The 14,213-nt window shown below is 72.5% G+C and carries 13 protein-coding genes; 5 read left to right on the top strand and 8 right to left on the bottom strand.

Features of this window, described 5'->3' with window-relative positions; all coding sequences use genetic code 11:
- Window positions 1-219 precede the first annotated feature (219 nt).
- Window positions 220-699, bottom strand: coding sequence for a DUF1203 domain-containing protein (locus tag AB0D34_RS36480; protein ID WP_362669686.1), 480 nt, complete (start codon window positions 697-699; stop codon window positions 220-222).
- A 158-nt stretch (window positions 700-857) separates the two neighbouring features.
- Between AB0D34_RS36480 and pepN the strand changes: the two genes are divergently transcribed.
- Window positions 858-3,434: an aminopeptidase N gene (pepN, locus tag AB0D34_RS36475; protein WP_362669684.1), complete on the top strand. Its 2,577-nt coding sequence runs from the start codon at window positions 858-860 to the stop codon at window positions 3,432-3,434.
- Between the two features lie 28 nt (window positions 3,435-3,462).
- On the opposite strand, the gene AB0D34_RS36470 is transcribed toward pepN, so the two are convergent.
- The 4 genes from AB0D34_RS36470 to AB0D34_RS36455 form a co-directional block, all read right to left on the bottom strand.
- Window positions 3,463-4,716, bottom strand: coding sequence for a M14 family zinc carboxypeptidase (locus AB0D34_RS36470; protein WP_362669681.1), 1,254 nt, complete (start codon window positions 4,714-4,716; stop codon window positions 3,463-3,465).
- 96 nt (window positions 4,717-4,812) lie between these two features.
- Window positions 4,813-5,571, bottom strand: a complete 759-nt coding sequence (locus tag AB0D34_RS36465; RefSeq protein ID WP_362669679.1) for an SDR family oxidoreductase — start codon at window positions 5,569-5,571, stop codon at window positions 4,813-4,815.
- Window positions 5,572-5,647: 76 nt separating this feature from the next.
- A complete protein-coding gene (locus AB0D34_RS36460) occupies window positions 5,648-6,952 on the bottom strand; it encodes an RNA polymerase subunit sigma-70 (RefSeq protein ID WP_362669678.1) in 1,305 nt (434 codons plus the stop codon).
- Window positions 6,953-6,992: 40 nt separating this feature from the next.
- On the bottom strand, window positions 6,993-7,925 hold the full coding sequence (locus AB0D34_RS36455; protein ID WP_362669676.1) for an EamA family transporter: 933 nt from the start codon (window positions 7,923-7,925) through the stop codon (window positions 6,993-6,995).
- Between the two features lie 104 nt (window positions 7,926-8,029).
- Here AB0D34_RS36455 and AB0D34_RS36450 point away from each other — a divergent pair, with 104 nt between their 5' ends.
- The gene (locus AB0D34_RS36450; protein WP_362669674.1) at window positions 8,030-8,539 is read left to right on the top strand and encodes a MarR family transcriptional regulator; all 510 of its coding nucleotides are present in this window, start codon (window positions 8,030-8,032) and stop codon (window positions 8,537-8,539) included.
- Between the two features lie 181 nt (window positions 8,540-8,720).
- On the opposite strand, the gene AB0D34_RS36445 is transcribed toward AB0D34_RS36450, so the two are convergent.
- The 3 genes from AB0D34_RS36445 to AB0D34_RS36435 all read right to left on the bottom strand — a co-directional run bounded on the left by AB0D34_RS36445 (window position 8,721) and on the right by AB0D34_RS36435 (window position 11,440).
- Window positions 8,721-9,017 carry a hypothetical protein gene (locus tag AB0D34_RS36445; RefSeq protein WP_362669672.1) on the bottom strand — a complete coding sequence of 99 codons (297 nt, stop codon included), beginning with the start codon at window positions 9,015-9,017 and terminating at the stop codon, window positions 8,721-8,723.
- Window positions 9,018-9,172: 155 nt separating this feature from the next.
- Entirely contained in the window at window positions 9,173-11,227 is a 2,055-nt protein-coding gene (gene malQ / locus AB0D34_RS36440) for a 4-alpha-glucanotransferase (protein ID WP_362669670.1), read from the bottom strand.
- Window positions 11,228-11,440, bottom strand: a complete 213-nt coding sequence (locus AB0D34_RS36435; protein ID WP_362669668.1) for a hypothetical protein — start codon at window positions 11,438-11,440, stop codon at window positions 11,228-11,230.
- 122 nt (window positions 11,441-11,562) lie between these two features.
- Between AB0D34_RS36435 and AB0D34_RS36430 the strand changes: the two genes are divergently transcribed.
- The 3 genes from AB0D34_RS36430 to AB0D34_RS36420 are packed head-to-tail and all read left to right on the top strand — an operon-like array spanning window position 11,563 to window position 14,170.
- A complete protein-coding gene (locus AB0D34_RS36430) occupies window positions 11,563-12,096 on the top strand; it encodes a PadR family transcriptional regulator (protein WP_362669666.1) in 534 nt (177 codons plus the stop codon).
- Window positions 12,093-12,791, top strand: coding sequence for an ABC transporter ATP-binding protein (locus AB0D34_RS36425; RefSeq protein WP_362669663.1), 699 nt, complete (start codon window positions 12,093-12,095; stop codon window positions 12,789-12,791). The genes AB0D34_RS36430 and AB0D34_RS36425 overlap by 4 nt, the downstream gene beginning before the upstream one ends.
- Window positions 12,788-14,170: an ABC transporter permease gene (locus AB0D34_RS36420; protein WP_362669661.1), complete on the top strand. Its 1,383-nt coding sequence runs from the start codon at window positions 12,788-12,790 to the stop codon at window positions 14,168-14,170. The genes AB0D34_RS36425 and AB0D34_RS36420 overlap by 4 nt, the downstream gene beginning before the upstream one ends.
- Window positions 14,171-14,213 lie beyond the last annotated feature (43 nt).

Below are 14,213 nucleotides of genomic sequence, written 5' to 3'. Positions count from 1 at the left end.
GTACACGCCCGCCCGGCCCCACGCACACGCCGGCGTGAACATCGCGGAGCCGGTGACCGCCGAACTCAAGGGGCTAGGCCGGAGGCCTGCGCACCTCGCAGAGGACACACGGCGGACCGCCGGTGGATGCCCGCGAAAAGGGCACCCGTCACGCCCGCCCGGCCCCACGCACACGCCGGCGTGAACATCGCGGAGCCGGTGACCGCCGAACTCAAGGGGCTAGGCCGGAGGCCTGCGCACCTCGTAGAGGAAACAGCCGTACTCGACGGCCCGGACGTGGACCAGTGCCACGGACGGGTCGTCGAACGCGTCGCGGAAGGCGTTGTCGTCCAGGCCGGGGACCAGCTCGCCGCCGAGGATGTGGCCGTCGGCGGAGTAGCGGCGGACGGTGCGGTGGGCGTGGGCGAAGGGATGGCCGTCCCCGGCCGCCGGTCCCGCACACTCCTCGGCGTGGATGAAGACCGGGCCCTGCTCGTCGTACGCCCCCGGGTGCGCGCCGGTCTCGGCAGCCCAGCGGCGCAGGGGGGCGTAGGAGACGAGCGCGATCCGCTCACCGGGCTCGCTGCGGCGCAGACAGCAGCGGAGCGGGACGCCGCCCTCCTCGTCGGTGAACGAGGACAGGAGGCGGCCGGCGTCGTCGGTGGTGCGGAGTTCCTTGAGGACGGCGGAGTCGACGGGACGTGCGGTGTAGGTCGTCATGGGACCAGGCTGGCGCGACCGAGCACGGATGACCGGCGGAAATCGGACGGGACGCCCCCGGATCCGCAGGGTAATCCCCCGATCCGTCGGAGACAGTTCGTGGAAGGATGACCGAACCGCCGAACCTACTCATAACGAGGAAACAAGGAGATGACCGCGTGCCTGGCACAAACCTGACTCGCGAAGAGGCTCAGCAGCGGGCGTCGTTGCTCAGCGTCGAGTCCTACGAGATCGACCTCGACCTCTCCGGCGCGCAGGAGGGCGGTACCTACCGGTCCGTGACCACGGTGCGCTTCGATGTCACCGAGAACGGCTCCGAGTCCTTCATCGACCTGGTGGCCCCCACGGTCCACGAGGTCACGCTGAACGGGGACGCCCTCGACCCCGCCGAGGTCTTCAAGGACTCCCGGATCGCCCTGCCGGGCCTCCTGGAGGGCCGCAACATCCTGCGGGTCGTCGCCGACGCGGCGTACACCAACACCGGTGAGGGCCTGCACCGCTTCGTCGACCCGGTCGACCAGCAGGCGTACCTGTACACGCAGTTCGAGGTGCCGGACGCCCGCCGCGTCTTCGCCTCCTTCGAGCAGCCCGACCTGAAGGCCACCTTCCAGTTCACCGTGAAGGCGCCGACCGGCTGGACCGTCATCTCCAACTCCCCGACGCCGGAACCGAAGGACGACGTCTGGGTCTTCGAGCCGACCCCGCGGATCTCGTCGTACATCACGGCCCTGATCGTCGGCCCGTACCACTCCGTGCACAGCGTGTACGAGAAGGACGGCCAGTCCGTGCCGCTCGGCATCTACTGCCGCCCCTCGCTCGCCGAACACCTCGACTCGGACGCCATCTTCGAGGTCACCCGGCAGGGCTTCGCCTGGTTCCAGGAGAAGTTCGACTACGCCTACCCGTTCAAGAAGTACGACCAGCTGTTCGTGCCGGAGTTCAACGCGGGCGCGATGGAGAACGCCGGCGCGGTGACCATCCGCGACCAGTACGTCTTCCGTTCCAAGGTGACCGACGCCGCGTACGAGATGCGCGCCGAGACCATCCTGCACGAGCTGGCCCACATGTGGTTCGGCGACCTCGTGACCATGGAGTGGTGGAACGACCTGTGGCTGAACGAGTCGTTCGCCACCTACACCTCCATCGCCTGCCAGGCGTACGCCCCGGACAGCCGGTGGCCGCACTCCTGGACGACGTTCGCCAACTCCATGAAGACGTGGGCGTACCGCCAGGACCAGCTGCCGTCCACGCACCCGATCATGGCCGAGATCCGCGACCTGGACGACGTGCTGGTCAACTTCGACGGCATCACGTACGCCAAGGGCGCCAGCGTGCTCAAGCAGCTCGTCGCCTACGTCGGCATGGACGAGTTCTTCGGCGGTGTGCAGGCGTACTTCAAGCGCCACGCGTTCGGCAACACCCGCCTGTCCGACCTGCTGGGCGCGCTGGAGGAGACCTCCGGCCGTGACCTCGGCACCTGGTCGCAGAAGTGGCTCCAGACGGCCGGCATCAACATCCTGCGCCCCGAGATCGAGACGGACGCGAACGGTGTCATCACCTCCTTCGCGATCCGCCAGGAGGCCCCGGCCCTGCCTGTCGGCGCCAAGGGCGAGCCGACGCTGCGGCCCCACCGCATCGCCGTCGGCCTGTACGAACTCGACGACGACAGCGGCAAGTTGGTGCGTGACGAGCGCATCGAGCTGGACGTGGACGGCGAGCTGACGGCCGTACCGCAGCTGGTCGGCAAGCGCCGTCCCGCGGTGGTGCTCCTGAACGACGACGACCTGTCGTACGCCAAGGTCCGCCTGGACGAGCAGTCGCTGGCCTTCGTGACCGAGCACCTGGGCGACTTCGAGTCCTCGCTGCCGCGCGCGCTGTGCTGGGCGTCGGCGTGGGACATGACTCGCGACGCCGAACTGGCCACCCGCGACTACCTCTCCCTGGTCCTGTCCGGTATCGGCAAGGAGTCCGACATCGGTGTCGTGCAGTCTCTGCACCGTCAGGTGAAGCTGGCGATCGAGCTGTACGCCGCCCCCACCGCCCGTGAGGCCCTGCTGACCCGTTGGACCGACGCCACGCTGGCCCATCTGCGGTCCGCCGCGGCGGGCAGCGACCACCAGCTGGCGTGGGCGCGGGCGTTCGCGGCGACGGCCCGGACGCCGGAGCAGCTGGACCTCCTGGAGGGGCTGCTCGACGGGTCGCAGGTCGTCGAGGGCCTGGCCGTCGACACCGAGCTGCGCTGGTCGTTGGTGCAGCGGCTGGCCGCCGTGGGCCGCTACGACGAGCCTGAGATCGCCGGCGAGTACGAGCGGGACAAGACGGCGGCGGGTGAGCGGCACGCGGCGACCGCCCGTGCCTCGCGGCCCACCGAGGAGGCGAAGGCGGAGGCCTGGGCGCAGGTCGTCGAGTCCGACAAGCTGCCGAACGCCGTCCAGGAGGCCGTCATCAGCGGCTTCGTCCAGACCGACCAGCGGGAGCTGCTCGCGTCGTACACGGACCGGTACTTCGAGGTGGTCAAGGACATCTGGGAGTCCCGTTCGCACGAGATCGCCCAGCAGATCGCGCTCGGCTTCTACCCGTCGCTCCAGGTCTCCCAGCAGACCCTGGACAAGACGGACGCCTGGCTGTCCTCGGCCGAACCGAACGCGGCCCTGCGCCGGCTCGTGTCCGAGTCGCGGTCGGGCGTGGAGCGGGCGCTGCGGGCGCAGGAGGCGGACGCGCAGGCCGCCCAGTAGGGCGCGGCGGGAGACGGGCGGCCCCAGGTCACCCGTCTCCCGCACACACCAGCCGAGCCGTGCTGAGCATCGTCCGCACATGCAGCCCGGTCTGCACGGCCACCGGCACCCACCTGAGGTCGTACGTCTTCTCCAGCTCCTGGCTCCACTCGCGCACCAGGTCGTCGAGGATCTCGGCGACCCGGGGGTCGGTGCGGGCCAGGGCGCGGCTCGCCATCGCCGCCACCCTGAGCGGGATCCGGCGGGCGGAGATCCCCCGGGTCGCGAAGTGGCCGTGGAACAGCCCGGGTTCCTCCGCGGCCCAGCCCTCGGCGATCGACTCCGCCACGCCCAGCAGCTCCCGCGCGGCATCCCGCAGCGGCGCGAGATCCTCCGGTACGGCCATGTCGTCGAGCCGGGTCCCGAGGACCGTCGCGAGCTCCTCGCTGCGGCCCAGCAGTACCTCGCCCAGCCGCGCGGTCTCACGGACCGGGTCGGCGACGGGCCGGGCGTCGCTCACCGAGGGCACGGCCCAGGCGGGCGTCTCGATCAGCGTGGTCAGGGTGCCGTGGCGGCGCGGGTGGAACCAGGTGCTCTGGGCGACGAACCCGCTCGGGTCGCGTTCGCCCTCGCCGTGTCCATCGGGCAGCACCAGGACGCCGGGCGGGTCGAGCCGCCAGTCGGGGCCGTCCACGGGGTGCCGGTCGACGGGGACGCGCAACCGCGCCGCCGTTCGCCGGAAGACGTCCGCGACCCCCGGCACCTCCCGGGTCATCATCACGAAGGCGCCGCCGAACTCGATGCCGTGCAGGGTGAACTGGGCGACCGGCCGCAGCTCGTCGAGGAGCCGGACAAGGGTGGCCGACTCGGGCAGCGGGTCGCCGGGAGGCATGGGCAGGGACTCCGGCTGACGGGCGAACGCGGGCCGGTAGAAGCCGCGATGGCACTCCGTCAGGGACGGTTCCGGTTCCTCCGGCTGCCAGCCGTGCGCGAGGTGGGCCCCGTCGGGGTCCAGGCAGAGCAGGAAGTGCCAGGTGCAGCCGAGGGGTTCGAGCATCCCGGGCCGCCGCGCGAACAGGGCGGCGAGCCGCAACGCCGAGGCCCCGCCCACGGGTTCGTTGGCATGCGCGCCGGCGACGGAGAGGATGTGCCTCTCGCCGTGCCCGGCGGACAGCAGCCACAGCGGGCGTCCGGCCCGGCTCTCACCGACCTGGGCCAGGCGCAGTGCGCTCGGGGCGGCGCGGACCAACGCGCGGGCCCTTCGCTCCAGTTCGTCGACTGCCGGATAGAGCGAAGTCCGCACGCCGGTCCTCCGAACACTGGTCCGATCAAGCACCCTGGGAGTTACTGTCCCCAGTGGTCTCCGTCTTGTCCAGCGGGCGAATCGCGCCCTCGAGGCTCAAACGCCGACCATCCCGCCGGTGGCGTTGACGAACGTGCCGGTGATGCCGCCCGCGTGGTCGGAGGCGAGGAACACCGCGGTGGCGGCGACCTCGGCGAGGGTGGGGTTGCGGCGGGTCATGCGCATCCCGGCCAGGTGGTCGACGATGCCCTGGACGGCCGCCTCGTCGATCGCGGGGTTGACGGCGGCGAGCTTCTCGACGGTGAACGTCTCGGGCACCCCCGCCACCCACAGCCCCACCGCCCGCACCCCGCGCGGCCCCAGCTCGATCGCCAGGTTGCGCACGAGCGTGTCGATCGCCCCGTCCGCAGGGCCGGTGCCGCCCATCATCGGACTGCCGTGCGCGGAACCGCTGTTGAGGGCGAGGATGACACCGGAACCACGGGCGGCCATCCGGCGGCCGGCGGCGCGGGCGGTGATGAAGTTGGCGCGCAGCCCGTCGGTGACCGGCCGCATGAAGTCGTCGACCGCCATGTCGGTCAGCGGCGCGCCCTGCACATCGCCGCGCGTGACCAGGTTGATGGAGATGTCGATGTCCCCGACCGACTCGGCGTGCGCCTCCACGGCCGCCTCGTCCAGCGCGTCCACGACGGCGACCTCGGCGTCCTTGAGGTCGGCGGCCACCGCCTGAAGCGTCTGCCGGGTCCGGCCGACGAGATGCACCCGCGCCCCCTGCTCGGCGAAGGCACGGGCCACGGCCCCGCCGATCGATCCGCCGGCGCCGTAGACGATCGCGGTCTTGTCGGTGAGCAGCATGGTGAACTCCTGTGTGGTGGTTCGTATGTGACATCCATACAGACGCACGAGTCCACGGATGCTCATCGGCCGCGGGTCACAGGCGCAGCGGCAGCCCGAACGCGGGGAAGAGATGCGGCTCGAAGGAGGTGATCTCCGCGATGCGGTCACCGTCCTCCTCGAACCGCAGGACGTCCATGACCTGGGCGCGGTAGACGCTGGTCCCGGGCCTGCGGACGTAATTGCCCACCGCCAGCTGCCCGTTGGCGCGGGCGGGCAGGCTGCGCCAGTGGCCCAGGAAGGCCGGGGAGTCCGGGTCGAGGCTGACCCGCACGAAGTCGAGGAGCGCGTCCCGGCCGACGAACCAGAACGGGTTCGGCGGCATGGTCAGGACGACGTCCTCGGCGAGCAGCGCGGCCATCGCGTCGAGGTCGAGACGCTCCACGGCCGCCATGTACCGCTCCAGCACGGCCTGTTGCTGCCGGGTGGGCCCCGCGGCCCGCCAGTCGGCACGCTCCCGGGGCAGATGCTCGCGCAGGACCGGTCTGGCGCGCTGGAGTGCGCTGTTGACCGAGGCCACGCTCGTCTCCAGGGCCTCGGCGGTCTCGGCCGCGGTCAGCCCGAGGGCGTCCCGCAGCACGAAGGCGGCCCGCTGCCGGGCGGGCAGATGCTGGATCGCGGCCAGCAGGACGAGCTCCAGGGTCTCCCGGGAGACGGCGGCCGTTTCCGGCAACTCCTCCTCGACGACCGGCAGTTCGTCGTCGGGATAGGGCTGCAACCAGGTGATCCGGGCGGGCGGCTCCCCGTCCCCGTGGTGCATCCCCGGCACCGGCTCGTACCGTTGCGGGCGGCGCGCGGTCCGCCGTAGCTGATCCAGACAGGCGTTGGTGGCGATCCGGTACAGCCAGGTCCGCGCAGCGGCCCGCCCCTGAAACCCCTCCCGCGCCCGCCAGGCCCGCAGCAGGGTCTCCTGTACGAGGTCCTCGGCCTCGTCGTACGACCCCGTCATGCGGTAGCAGTGCACCTGGATCTCCCGGCGGTACTGCTCGGTGAGGGCGGCGAAGTCGGTTTCGGTGAGTTGCGTAACGGGCTCTGGTGTGACGGAATCCGCGGAGTCCTCCGCGGTGTCGCGTGCGGTACGGGCCACGCGCCTCAACTGTGCGACGGACGCGGACAGTTCGGCGACGGTGGAGTAGAGGGCGTCGGCGGGCTGCGGCACCAGCCGTCCGGCCTGGCGCCCGATGTCGTCGATGAGTCCCTGCACGGTGAGTCCCTGCGGCTGGTGCCGTTCCCGGTAGGCCTTCTGCCGGCAGGCGGCGGAGCAGTACACGGAACCGCGCCCGGTACGCCCGGCCCGCGCGGCGAGCGGCTTGGCGCACACCGGACAGATCTCTGCGGCCACATGCCCTCCGGGAGTTGCGTAACGCGGGACCGTTGTGAAGTTACAACGCCCTCGACACGCCCCGCAGCGCCTCCGGGGTCGCCTTGCTGCCGGCAGAACCGACCGGCCGGCCGACAGCGGGCGGCCGCACCCCCAGCTGCCCCGCCACCGTCGCCCCGAACGCCACCGCCATCCCCGCCAGCTGCACCGGCGTCAGCGCCTGGTCGAGCGCCGCCGAGCCGACGACCGCGGCGGTCAGCGGGGACAGCGGGCCGAGAAAGGTGACCTGGGTGGCGGTGAGGCGGCCGATGCCGCGGAACCAGAGCCAGTACGCGATCGCCGTGTTCGCCAGCGCGAGGTAGAGGTAGCCGCCGACCGCCCGTCCGTCGAGCGCGGGCGGGGCGCCCTCGACGAGGAGGGCGAGGGGCGCGATGAGCAGGCCGCCGGCGGTGAGCTGCCAGGCGGTGAGGGCGAGCGGGCCCACGCCGTCGGGGCGGCCCCAGCGCTTGGTCAGCACGGTCCCGGCGGACATCGACGCGGCGGAGGCGAAGGCCGCCAGGACACCGACGGCATCGAGGGCCCCGGCCGCCTTGAGCACGACCAGGCTGACGCCGAACGCGGCCACGAGGCCGGTGATCACACTCCGGGCCGTGGGCCGCTGCCCCAGCAGCACCGCCGACAGCGCTACGACGATCAGCGGCCCCACCGACCCCACCACCGCGGCCATGCCGCCCGGCAGGCGGTACGCGGACAGGAAGAGCAACGGGAAGAAGGCCCCGATGTTCAACGCGCCGAGCACCGCGGACTTCCCCCACCACACCCCCCGCGGCAGCACCCGGGCGAGCGCGAGCAGCACCAGTCCGGCGGGCAGCGCCCGCATCATCCCGGTGAACAGGGGCCGGTCGGCCGGGAGGAACTCGGTGGTGACGGCGTAGGTGGTGCCCCAGGAGACGGGGGCGAGGGCGGTGAGGAGGACGGTGGTGGGTCGGTTCATGGTTCCCCCTCGGAAGTGGCTTGGTAGAAAGTAGCTTACCCCTAAGCTACTTTTCCGCAAGCCACTTTCTTGCGGGCGATCCGAAGCCCACGGATACTCGGTACATGAGTGCACAGCACGGGGATGCCGTCGACGCGATCATCGGCCAGTGGGCCGCGGTACGCCCCGACCTCGACACCAGGGCGATGGAGGTCTTCGGGCGGATCTTCCGCCTCTCCCGCACCATGGGCGACCGTATGGAGAAGGCGTACGCCCCCCACGGCATCTCCCGCGGCGAGTTCGACGTCCTGGCCACCCTGCGCCGCTCCGGCGAGCCCTACGCGCTCTCCCCCCGCCAGCTCTCGGCCACGCTCATGCTCACCACCGGCGGCATGACCGGCCGCCTCGACAAACTGGAACGCGCCGCCCTCCTGCGCCGCTCCCCCGACCCCCACGACCGACGCGGCCTCCACGTGACCCTGACGGAGAAGGGGTTGCACGTGATCGACGAGGCGGTGAGAGCGGGCCTCGCGGTACAGACGGCGGCCCTGTCCACCCTCGACGAGGAACGGGCCGGTCAACTGGCCGATCTGTTGCGCGAGTTGCTGACGGGCACGCAGGGTTCAGAGCACTAGGGCCGTCCGGCGGATCTGTCCTTGTTGCCCACGTGGGCGACAAGGAGGGCCTGTTCGCGGCGGCCGCCTCCGTCGACCTGAGGCGGCGCCGCGCCCCTGAGAACACGCCGGGGCGCCGGCCTCGCCCACGTACGGCTGATACGCGTACGTGGGCGGGGCCGGCGCCCCGGGAGAAGCGGTGTCAGGCCTTCGAGCCGGCCTTGGACTCGGCCGCGGCGGGCTTGGTCTTGATGTTGCGGCTGGTGACCCGGTGCTCTTCCTTGGACTTGTCCAGCACCATGACCAGACCGGCGATGACGCCGAACAGGACGAGCGGGGCCACGACGAAGAGGCCGAGCGTGTCGATGACGCTCAGACCCTTGCCGGGGTCGTCGCCGTCGTCGCGGGTCAGCGCCGAGGCGGGGACCGACATGAGCAGCATCATCAGCGTCGTACCGGCAGCCAGGGCGCCGGCGCGCAGGGCGTTCTTCTTGTCCACGGGCCCAAAGTATCCAACGCCGCTTCGGGACGCGCGCCCGGGGTGCCGTATGAGGTGCGAGCGAGCGGGGTGGACATGCCAGCCGACGGTGCCTGCAACCCCCTAGGGGCGCGGGGAACCGCGCGACAAGCCCCCACCGGCCCGCACCCGACCGACTACGGCTGACGCAGCACCTCCACCAACCCATGCAACCGAGCCGAAGACGCCAGATCCTCCAACGTCACCACCCGCCCCTCCCCGTCCGCGATCGGCAGCCGCCAGTTCGGATACTGGTCCCACGTCCCCGGCAGGTTCTGCGGCCGCCTGTCCCCCACCGTGTCCGGCAACCAGACCCCCACCATCCGGGACGGGGTGTGCAGCAGAAACCGGTGCACGGCCTGGATCTGCGCCTCCTCCGAGGAGGGGTCGGCGCCACCCCCGGTGCCCCGCAGCAGCCCGAGGCGGGCCAGCAGCTCCAGCCACTCCCCCGCGTCCGCCGACGCCTCCGCCCGCTCCTCCTCCAGCGGCCGGGCCAGCAGACCGAGACCGTCCCGGAGTGCCACGTGTTCCCCGGTGAGGCGGGACGCCGTCGGCGGCAGATCGTGTGTCGTCGCCGTCGCCAGACAGTCCGCACGCCACCGCTCGGGCGGCAGCGGACGCCCGTCGCCCTCCCAGTCCCGTTCGAACCACAGCACGGACGTGCCGAGCACCCCGCGCTCGCGCAGCACCTCGCGCACCCCGGGCTCCACCGTCCCCAGGTCCTCGCCGATCACCACCGCCCCGGCCCGCGAGGCCTCCAGGACGAGGACCGCGAGCATGGCCTCGGCGTCGTAGCGGACGTAGGTGCCCTCGGTCGGCGGGTGCCCCTGCGGGACCCACCAGAGCCGGAACAGGCCCATGACGTGGTCGATGCGCAGTGCGCCGGCGTACCGGAAGAGGGCCCGCAGCAGCTGCCGGTAGGGCGCGTACCCCGACTCCGCGAGCCGGTCCGGGCGCCACGGCGGCAGCCCCCAGTCCTGGCCGCGCGCGTTGAAGGCGTCCGGGGGCGCTCCCACGGACATCCCGGCCGCGAAGTACGTCTGCTGGGCCCACGCGTCCGCGCCCTCGGGATGCACGCCCACCGCGAGGTCGTGGACGACGCCCACCGGCATCCCCGCCTCCCGGGCGGCCCGCTGGGCGGCGGTGAGCTGGCTCTCGGTGAGCCAGGCGAGGCGGCAGAAGAAGTCGACGCGGTCCATCAGCTCACCGCGGGCACGGGCCGTCTCGGCCGAGCGCGGGTCGCGGAGCCCGGCCGGCCAGCCGCGCCAGTCCGAGCCGTGCACCTCCGCCAGCGCGCACCAGGTCGCGTGGTCCTCCAGCGCCTCGCCGCCCTCGGCGAGGTAGTCGGCGTAGGCGGCCTGGCGTCCGGGCCCGAGGGGGACCTCGCGGACGAGTTCCAGGGCCTCCCGCTTCAGCTCCCAGACGGCGTCCCGGTCGATCAGCGCACCCTTCTCCAGCACCGATCCGCGCAGCCGCTCGGCCCGCTCGCGCAGGGCCCGCGGCCGGCCGGGGTCGGTGAGGTAGGCGTATTCGGGGATGTCCTCGATCCGCAGGTGCACCGGGTCGGGGAAGCGGCGCGAGGAGGGCCGGTAGGGGGACGGGTCGGTGGGGGCGCCGGGTACGGCCGCGTGCAGCGGGTTGACCTGGACGAAGCCGGCGCCGAGGGCCCGCCCCGCCCAGGAGGTCAGTTCGGCGAGGTCGCCGAGGTCGCCCATGCCCCAGGAGCGGTGCGAGAGCAGGGAGTAGAGCTGGACGAGGAGTCCGTACGACCGCCCGGGCGGCGCCGGGAGCCGGGGCGGGGCCACGATCAGGTGGGCGTCGGCGGTGCGGCCGTCGGGGGCGGTGACGGTCAACCGGTGGATGCCCGGCGGGAGTTGGTCTGCGGCGGCGCGCGTCTCGCCCTGTTCGGTCTCGATGCGCAGCCGGGTGCCCTCGGGAAGATCGGCGACGAAGGCGGGCGGGCTGCCGCTCCAGCACACCACGGTCGGCGGCAGCAGGCGCCGGCCCAGCTCACGCTCGCGGTCCGCCAGCGCGGCGGCCGGGTCGCGGGCGTCGACGCCGAGGGCGGCCAGGGCCAGCGTGACGGCGGTGGCGGAGGCGGCGACCGTACGGTCCGGAGCGGGCTGGTAGGAGGTGGCGACGCCGTAGGACTCGGCGAGCCGGGACAGCTCCGGACCGGGGGGCTCCGCCATCTAGGGCTCCAGGTGGGCGTCGGACTCGCTGGTGAGGGGGGCGGCGTCGGCGAGGGGCGGTTCGCTGGTGAGGGGTTCGGCGTCGGGCAGGGGTGGTTCGCTGGTGAGGGGGGTCTCGGTGCAGGCGCCTTCGGCGCTGAAGACACAGAAGTGTTCAGCGGGCGCCTCGGGTTTGGACAGGGCCGAGAGCAGGAGTTGTGCCGATGCGGCCACGGGGGCCTCCTTGTCGGGTACGACGACGGGGGTTATCGCAGCCCTACCCACAGGACGCGACGACATTCATAGACCGCCTCCACTATTCACTGAGTACATATACGTGGTGCATACTGATCTCCATGAGCACCCGCCACATCCTGCTGGGGCTGCTCGCCGGAGGGCCGAGCCATGGCTACGACCTCAAGCGACGCCATGACGACCGTTTCCCGCAGGCCCGCCCGCTGGCCTACGGGCAGGTCTACACGACCCTGCAACGCCTGGTGCGGGACGGCCTCGCGGAGGTCGACGGCACCGATTCGGACGGCGGTCCCGAGCGCACCAGGTACCGCTCGACCGACGAGGGGGCGCGTGAACTGGCCGAGTGGGCCGGGCAGATCGCGCCGCCCGCGCCCTTCGTGACCAACGAGATCTTCGCCAAGGTCGTCGTCTCGATCCTGGCCGGCGGCGACCCGGACGCGTATCTCCGGGCCCAGCGCACCGCCCACATGGAGCGGATGCGGGAGCTCACGGCGGTCAAGACCGCCCCGGGGGCCGATCTCGCAACCGTGCTCTCGGCGGACTACGCCCTCAACCACCTCGACGCCGATCTCCGTTGGATGACCACCACGGCGGCCCGGCTCACCACCCTGACCGCGGAGGTCGACTCGGCATGAACATAGAGGGGGGAATCCCGGTGCCGCTTCTCACGGCCCGTGACCTCGTCAAGTCGTACGGCCCGACGGAGGCCCTGCGCGGCGCCTCGGTCGGCCTCGACACCGGCGAGATCCTCGCCGTCACCGGTACCAGCGGCAGCGGGAAGTCGACGCTGCTGCACTGTCTGGCCGGGATCGTCCGCCCGGACACCGGTTCGGTGTCCTACGGCGGTGAGCGCCTCGACCAGCTGTCCGAGAAGCGGCTGAGCGAGCTGCGCCGGACGGAGTTCGGGGTGGTGTTCCAGTTCGGGCAGCTGATCCCCGAGCTGACGGCCCTGGACAACGTCGCGCTGCCGCTGCTCCTCGCGGGCGTCTCCCGCGCCGACGCCCACACCCGGGCCGGCGAGTGGCTGGAACGGTTCGGCGTACGCGGCCAGGCCGCACTGCGCCCCGGCGAGATGAGCGGCGGCCAGGCCCAGCGGACCGCGCTGGCCCGCGCCCTGATCACCGGCCCGAAGGTCGTCTTCGCGGACGAGCCGACGGGCGCGCTGGACTCCCTGGCGACCGAACAGGTCATGACGGCCCTGGTCCACACGGCCCGTGAGTCCGGCACGGCGGTCCTGCTGATCACCCACGACGCCCAGGTGGCGGCGTACGCGGACCGCGAGGTACGGATGGCCGACGGGGCCGTGGTCGCGTCGGGGGTGACGGCATGACCACCGTCTCGAAAGCGCGCCCGGGTGCCGATCTCCGGCTGGCCTGGTTGCTCAGCCGTGGTTCCGACCGGCGGGAGTGGTGGCGGATTGTCCTCACGGCGGTCGGGGCGGCGCTCGTGGCCGCGGTCGGGATGGCCGTCGTCGCGCTGAACTCGCTGGACGGGTACTACTCCGTGTCCTTCGGCTCCGGGCTGCTCGACTCCGACAGCGACCGACGCAACGTCGGACTCGTGATGGTGATGCTGCTCATCCCGGTGCTCGGGTTCCTCGGTCAGTGCGCGCGGATCGGCGCGGTGCACCGGGACCGTCGGCTGGCCGCGCTGCGGCTCGCGGGGGCCGGGCCGTGGCAGGTGCGGCGGATCGCGGCGCTGGAGTCGGGGCCGGCCTGTCTGGCGGGCTCGCTGGCGGCCGCGGCGGTGTTCGTACCGCTGCTGCTGCGCCTGTGGGAGCGGCCCGGCGCCCTCGTCTGGGCCGGGGTCGCCTTGGTCCCCGTGGTCGTACCGGTGCTGGGCGCGGCCGTGAGCGTGCTGTCGCTGCGGCGGGTGGTGGCCTCGCCGCTGGGCTGGGTACGGCGGGTACGGCCGGTGTGGGGCCCAGGTCGGGCCCTGCGGGTGGTGATCGTGCTGCTCGGGGTCACAGCGCTGTGCGTCGGTCTGTCGTCGTTCTTCGGCGGTCCCGTCGACATCGCCCTCGGCCCGCCGGCGCTGTTCACCGTCGTCCTGGCCGTCGGGCTCGCGACGGTGTCGCTGGCCGGTACGACGGCCCGGCGACTGGGCGGGGCCCTGGCCGCCCGCACCCAGAGCCCGGCGGTGCTGATCGCGGCGGAGCGGCTGCGGGACGACCCGTGGGCGGCGGCCCGTACGCACGCCTCGGTGCTGCTGGTGACCGTGGTCGGCTCGGGCTTCGTGGGCGTACGGCAGGTGCTGCTCGACACCCTGCACACCATGCGCCGCGAGGGCACGCTGGCCACGGACATGGGCTACTACACGACCGGTATCGACCTGACGGCCGCCGCGGTCCTCGTCGCTCTCGTGCTGGTCCTGAGCGGGCTGGCCGTCGGCACCGTGGAGTCCCTGGCCACCCGCCGCCGGGGCCTGGCCGCTCAGGTCGCCGCCGGGGTGCCGTACCGGGTGCTGGCGAGGGCTCTGCTGTTGGAGACCGCGCTGCCGCTGGCCCCCGCGGTCGTGGTCGCCGGTGCCGGCGGCATGGGGATCAGCGTCTGGTACACCTCGCTGGCCTCGCGGGACACGGCGACGGGACTGCCGTACGCCGCCCTCCTGGTCCCACTCGCGGTGTACGCGGCCTGCCTTCTGGCCGCCGCCACCTCACTGCCGCTGCTGCGCCGCTCGGTCCGCCCGGCGGAGCTCAGGTACACCTGACCGGATGATCTTCCGGTCCCGGAGGTACGGGGGGCCTCCGGGA

This window comes from Streptomyces sp. NPDC048420, from assembly GCF_040651535.1.
Taxonomy (GTDB): Bacteria; Actinomycetota; Actinomycetes; order Streptomycetales; family Streptomycetaceae; genus Streptomyces.
The sequence above is the reverse complement of the archived record's forward strand: the minus strand, read 5'-3'. Positions and strand labels throughout refer to the sequence as shown.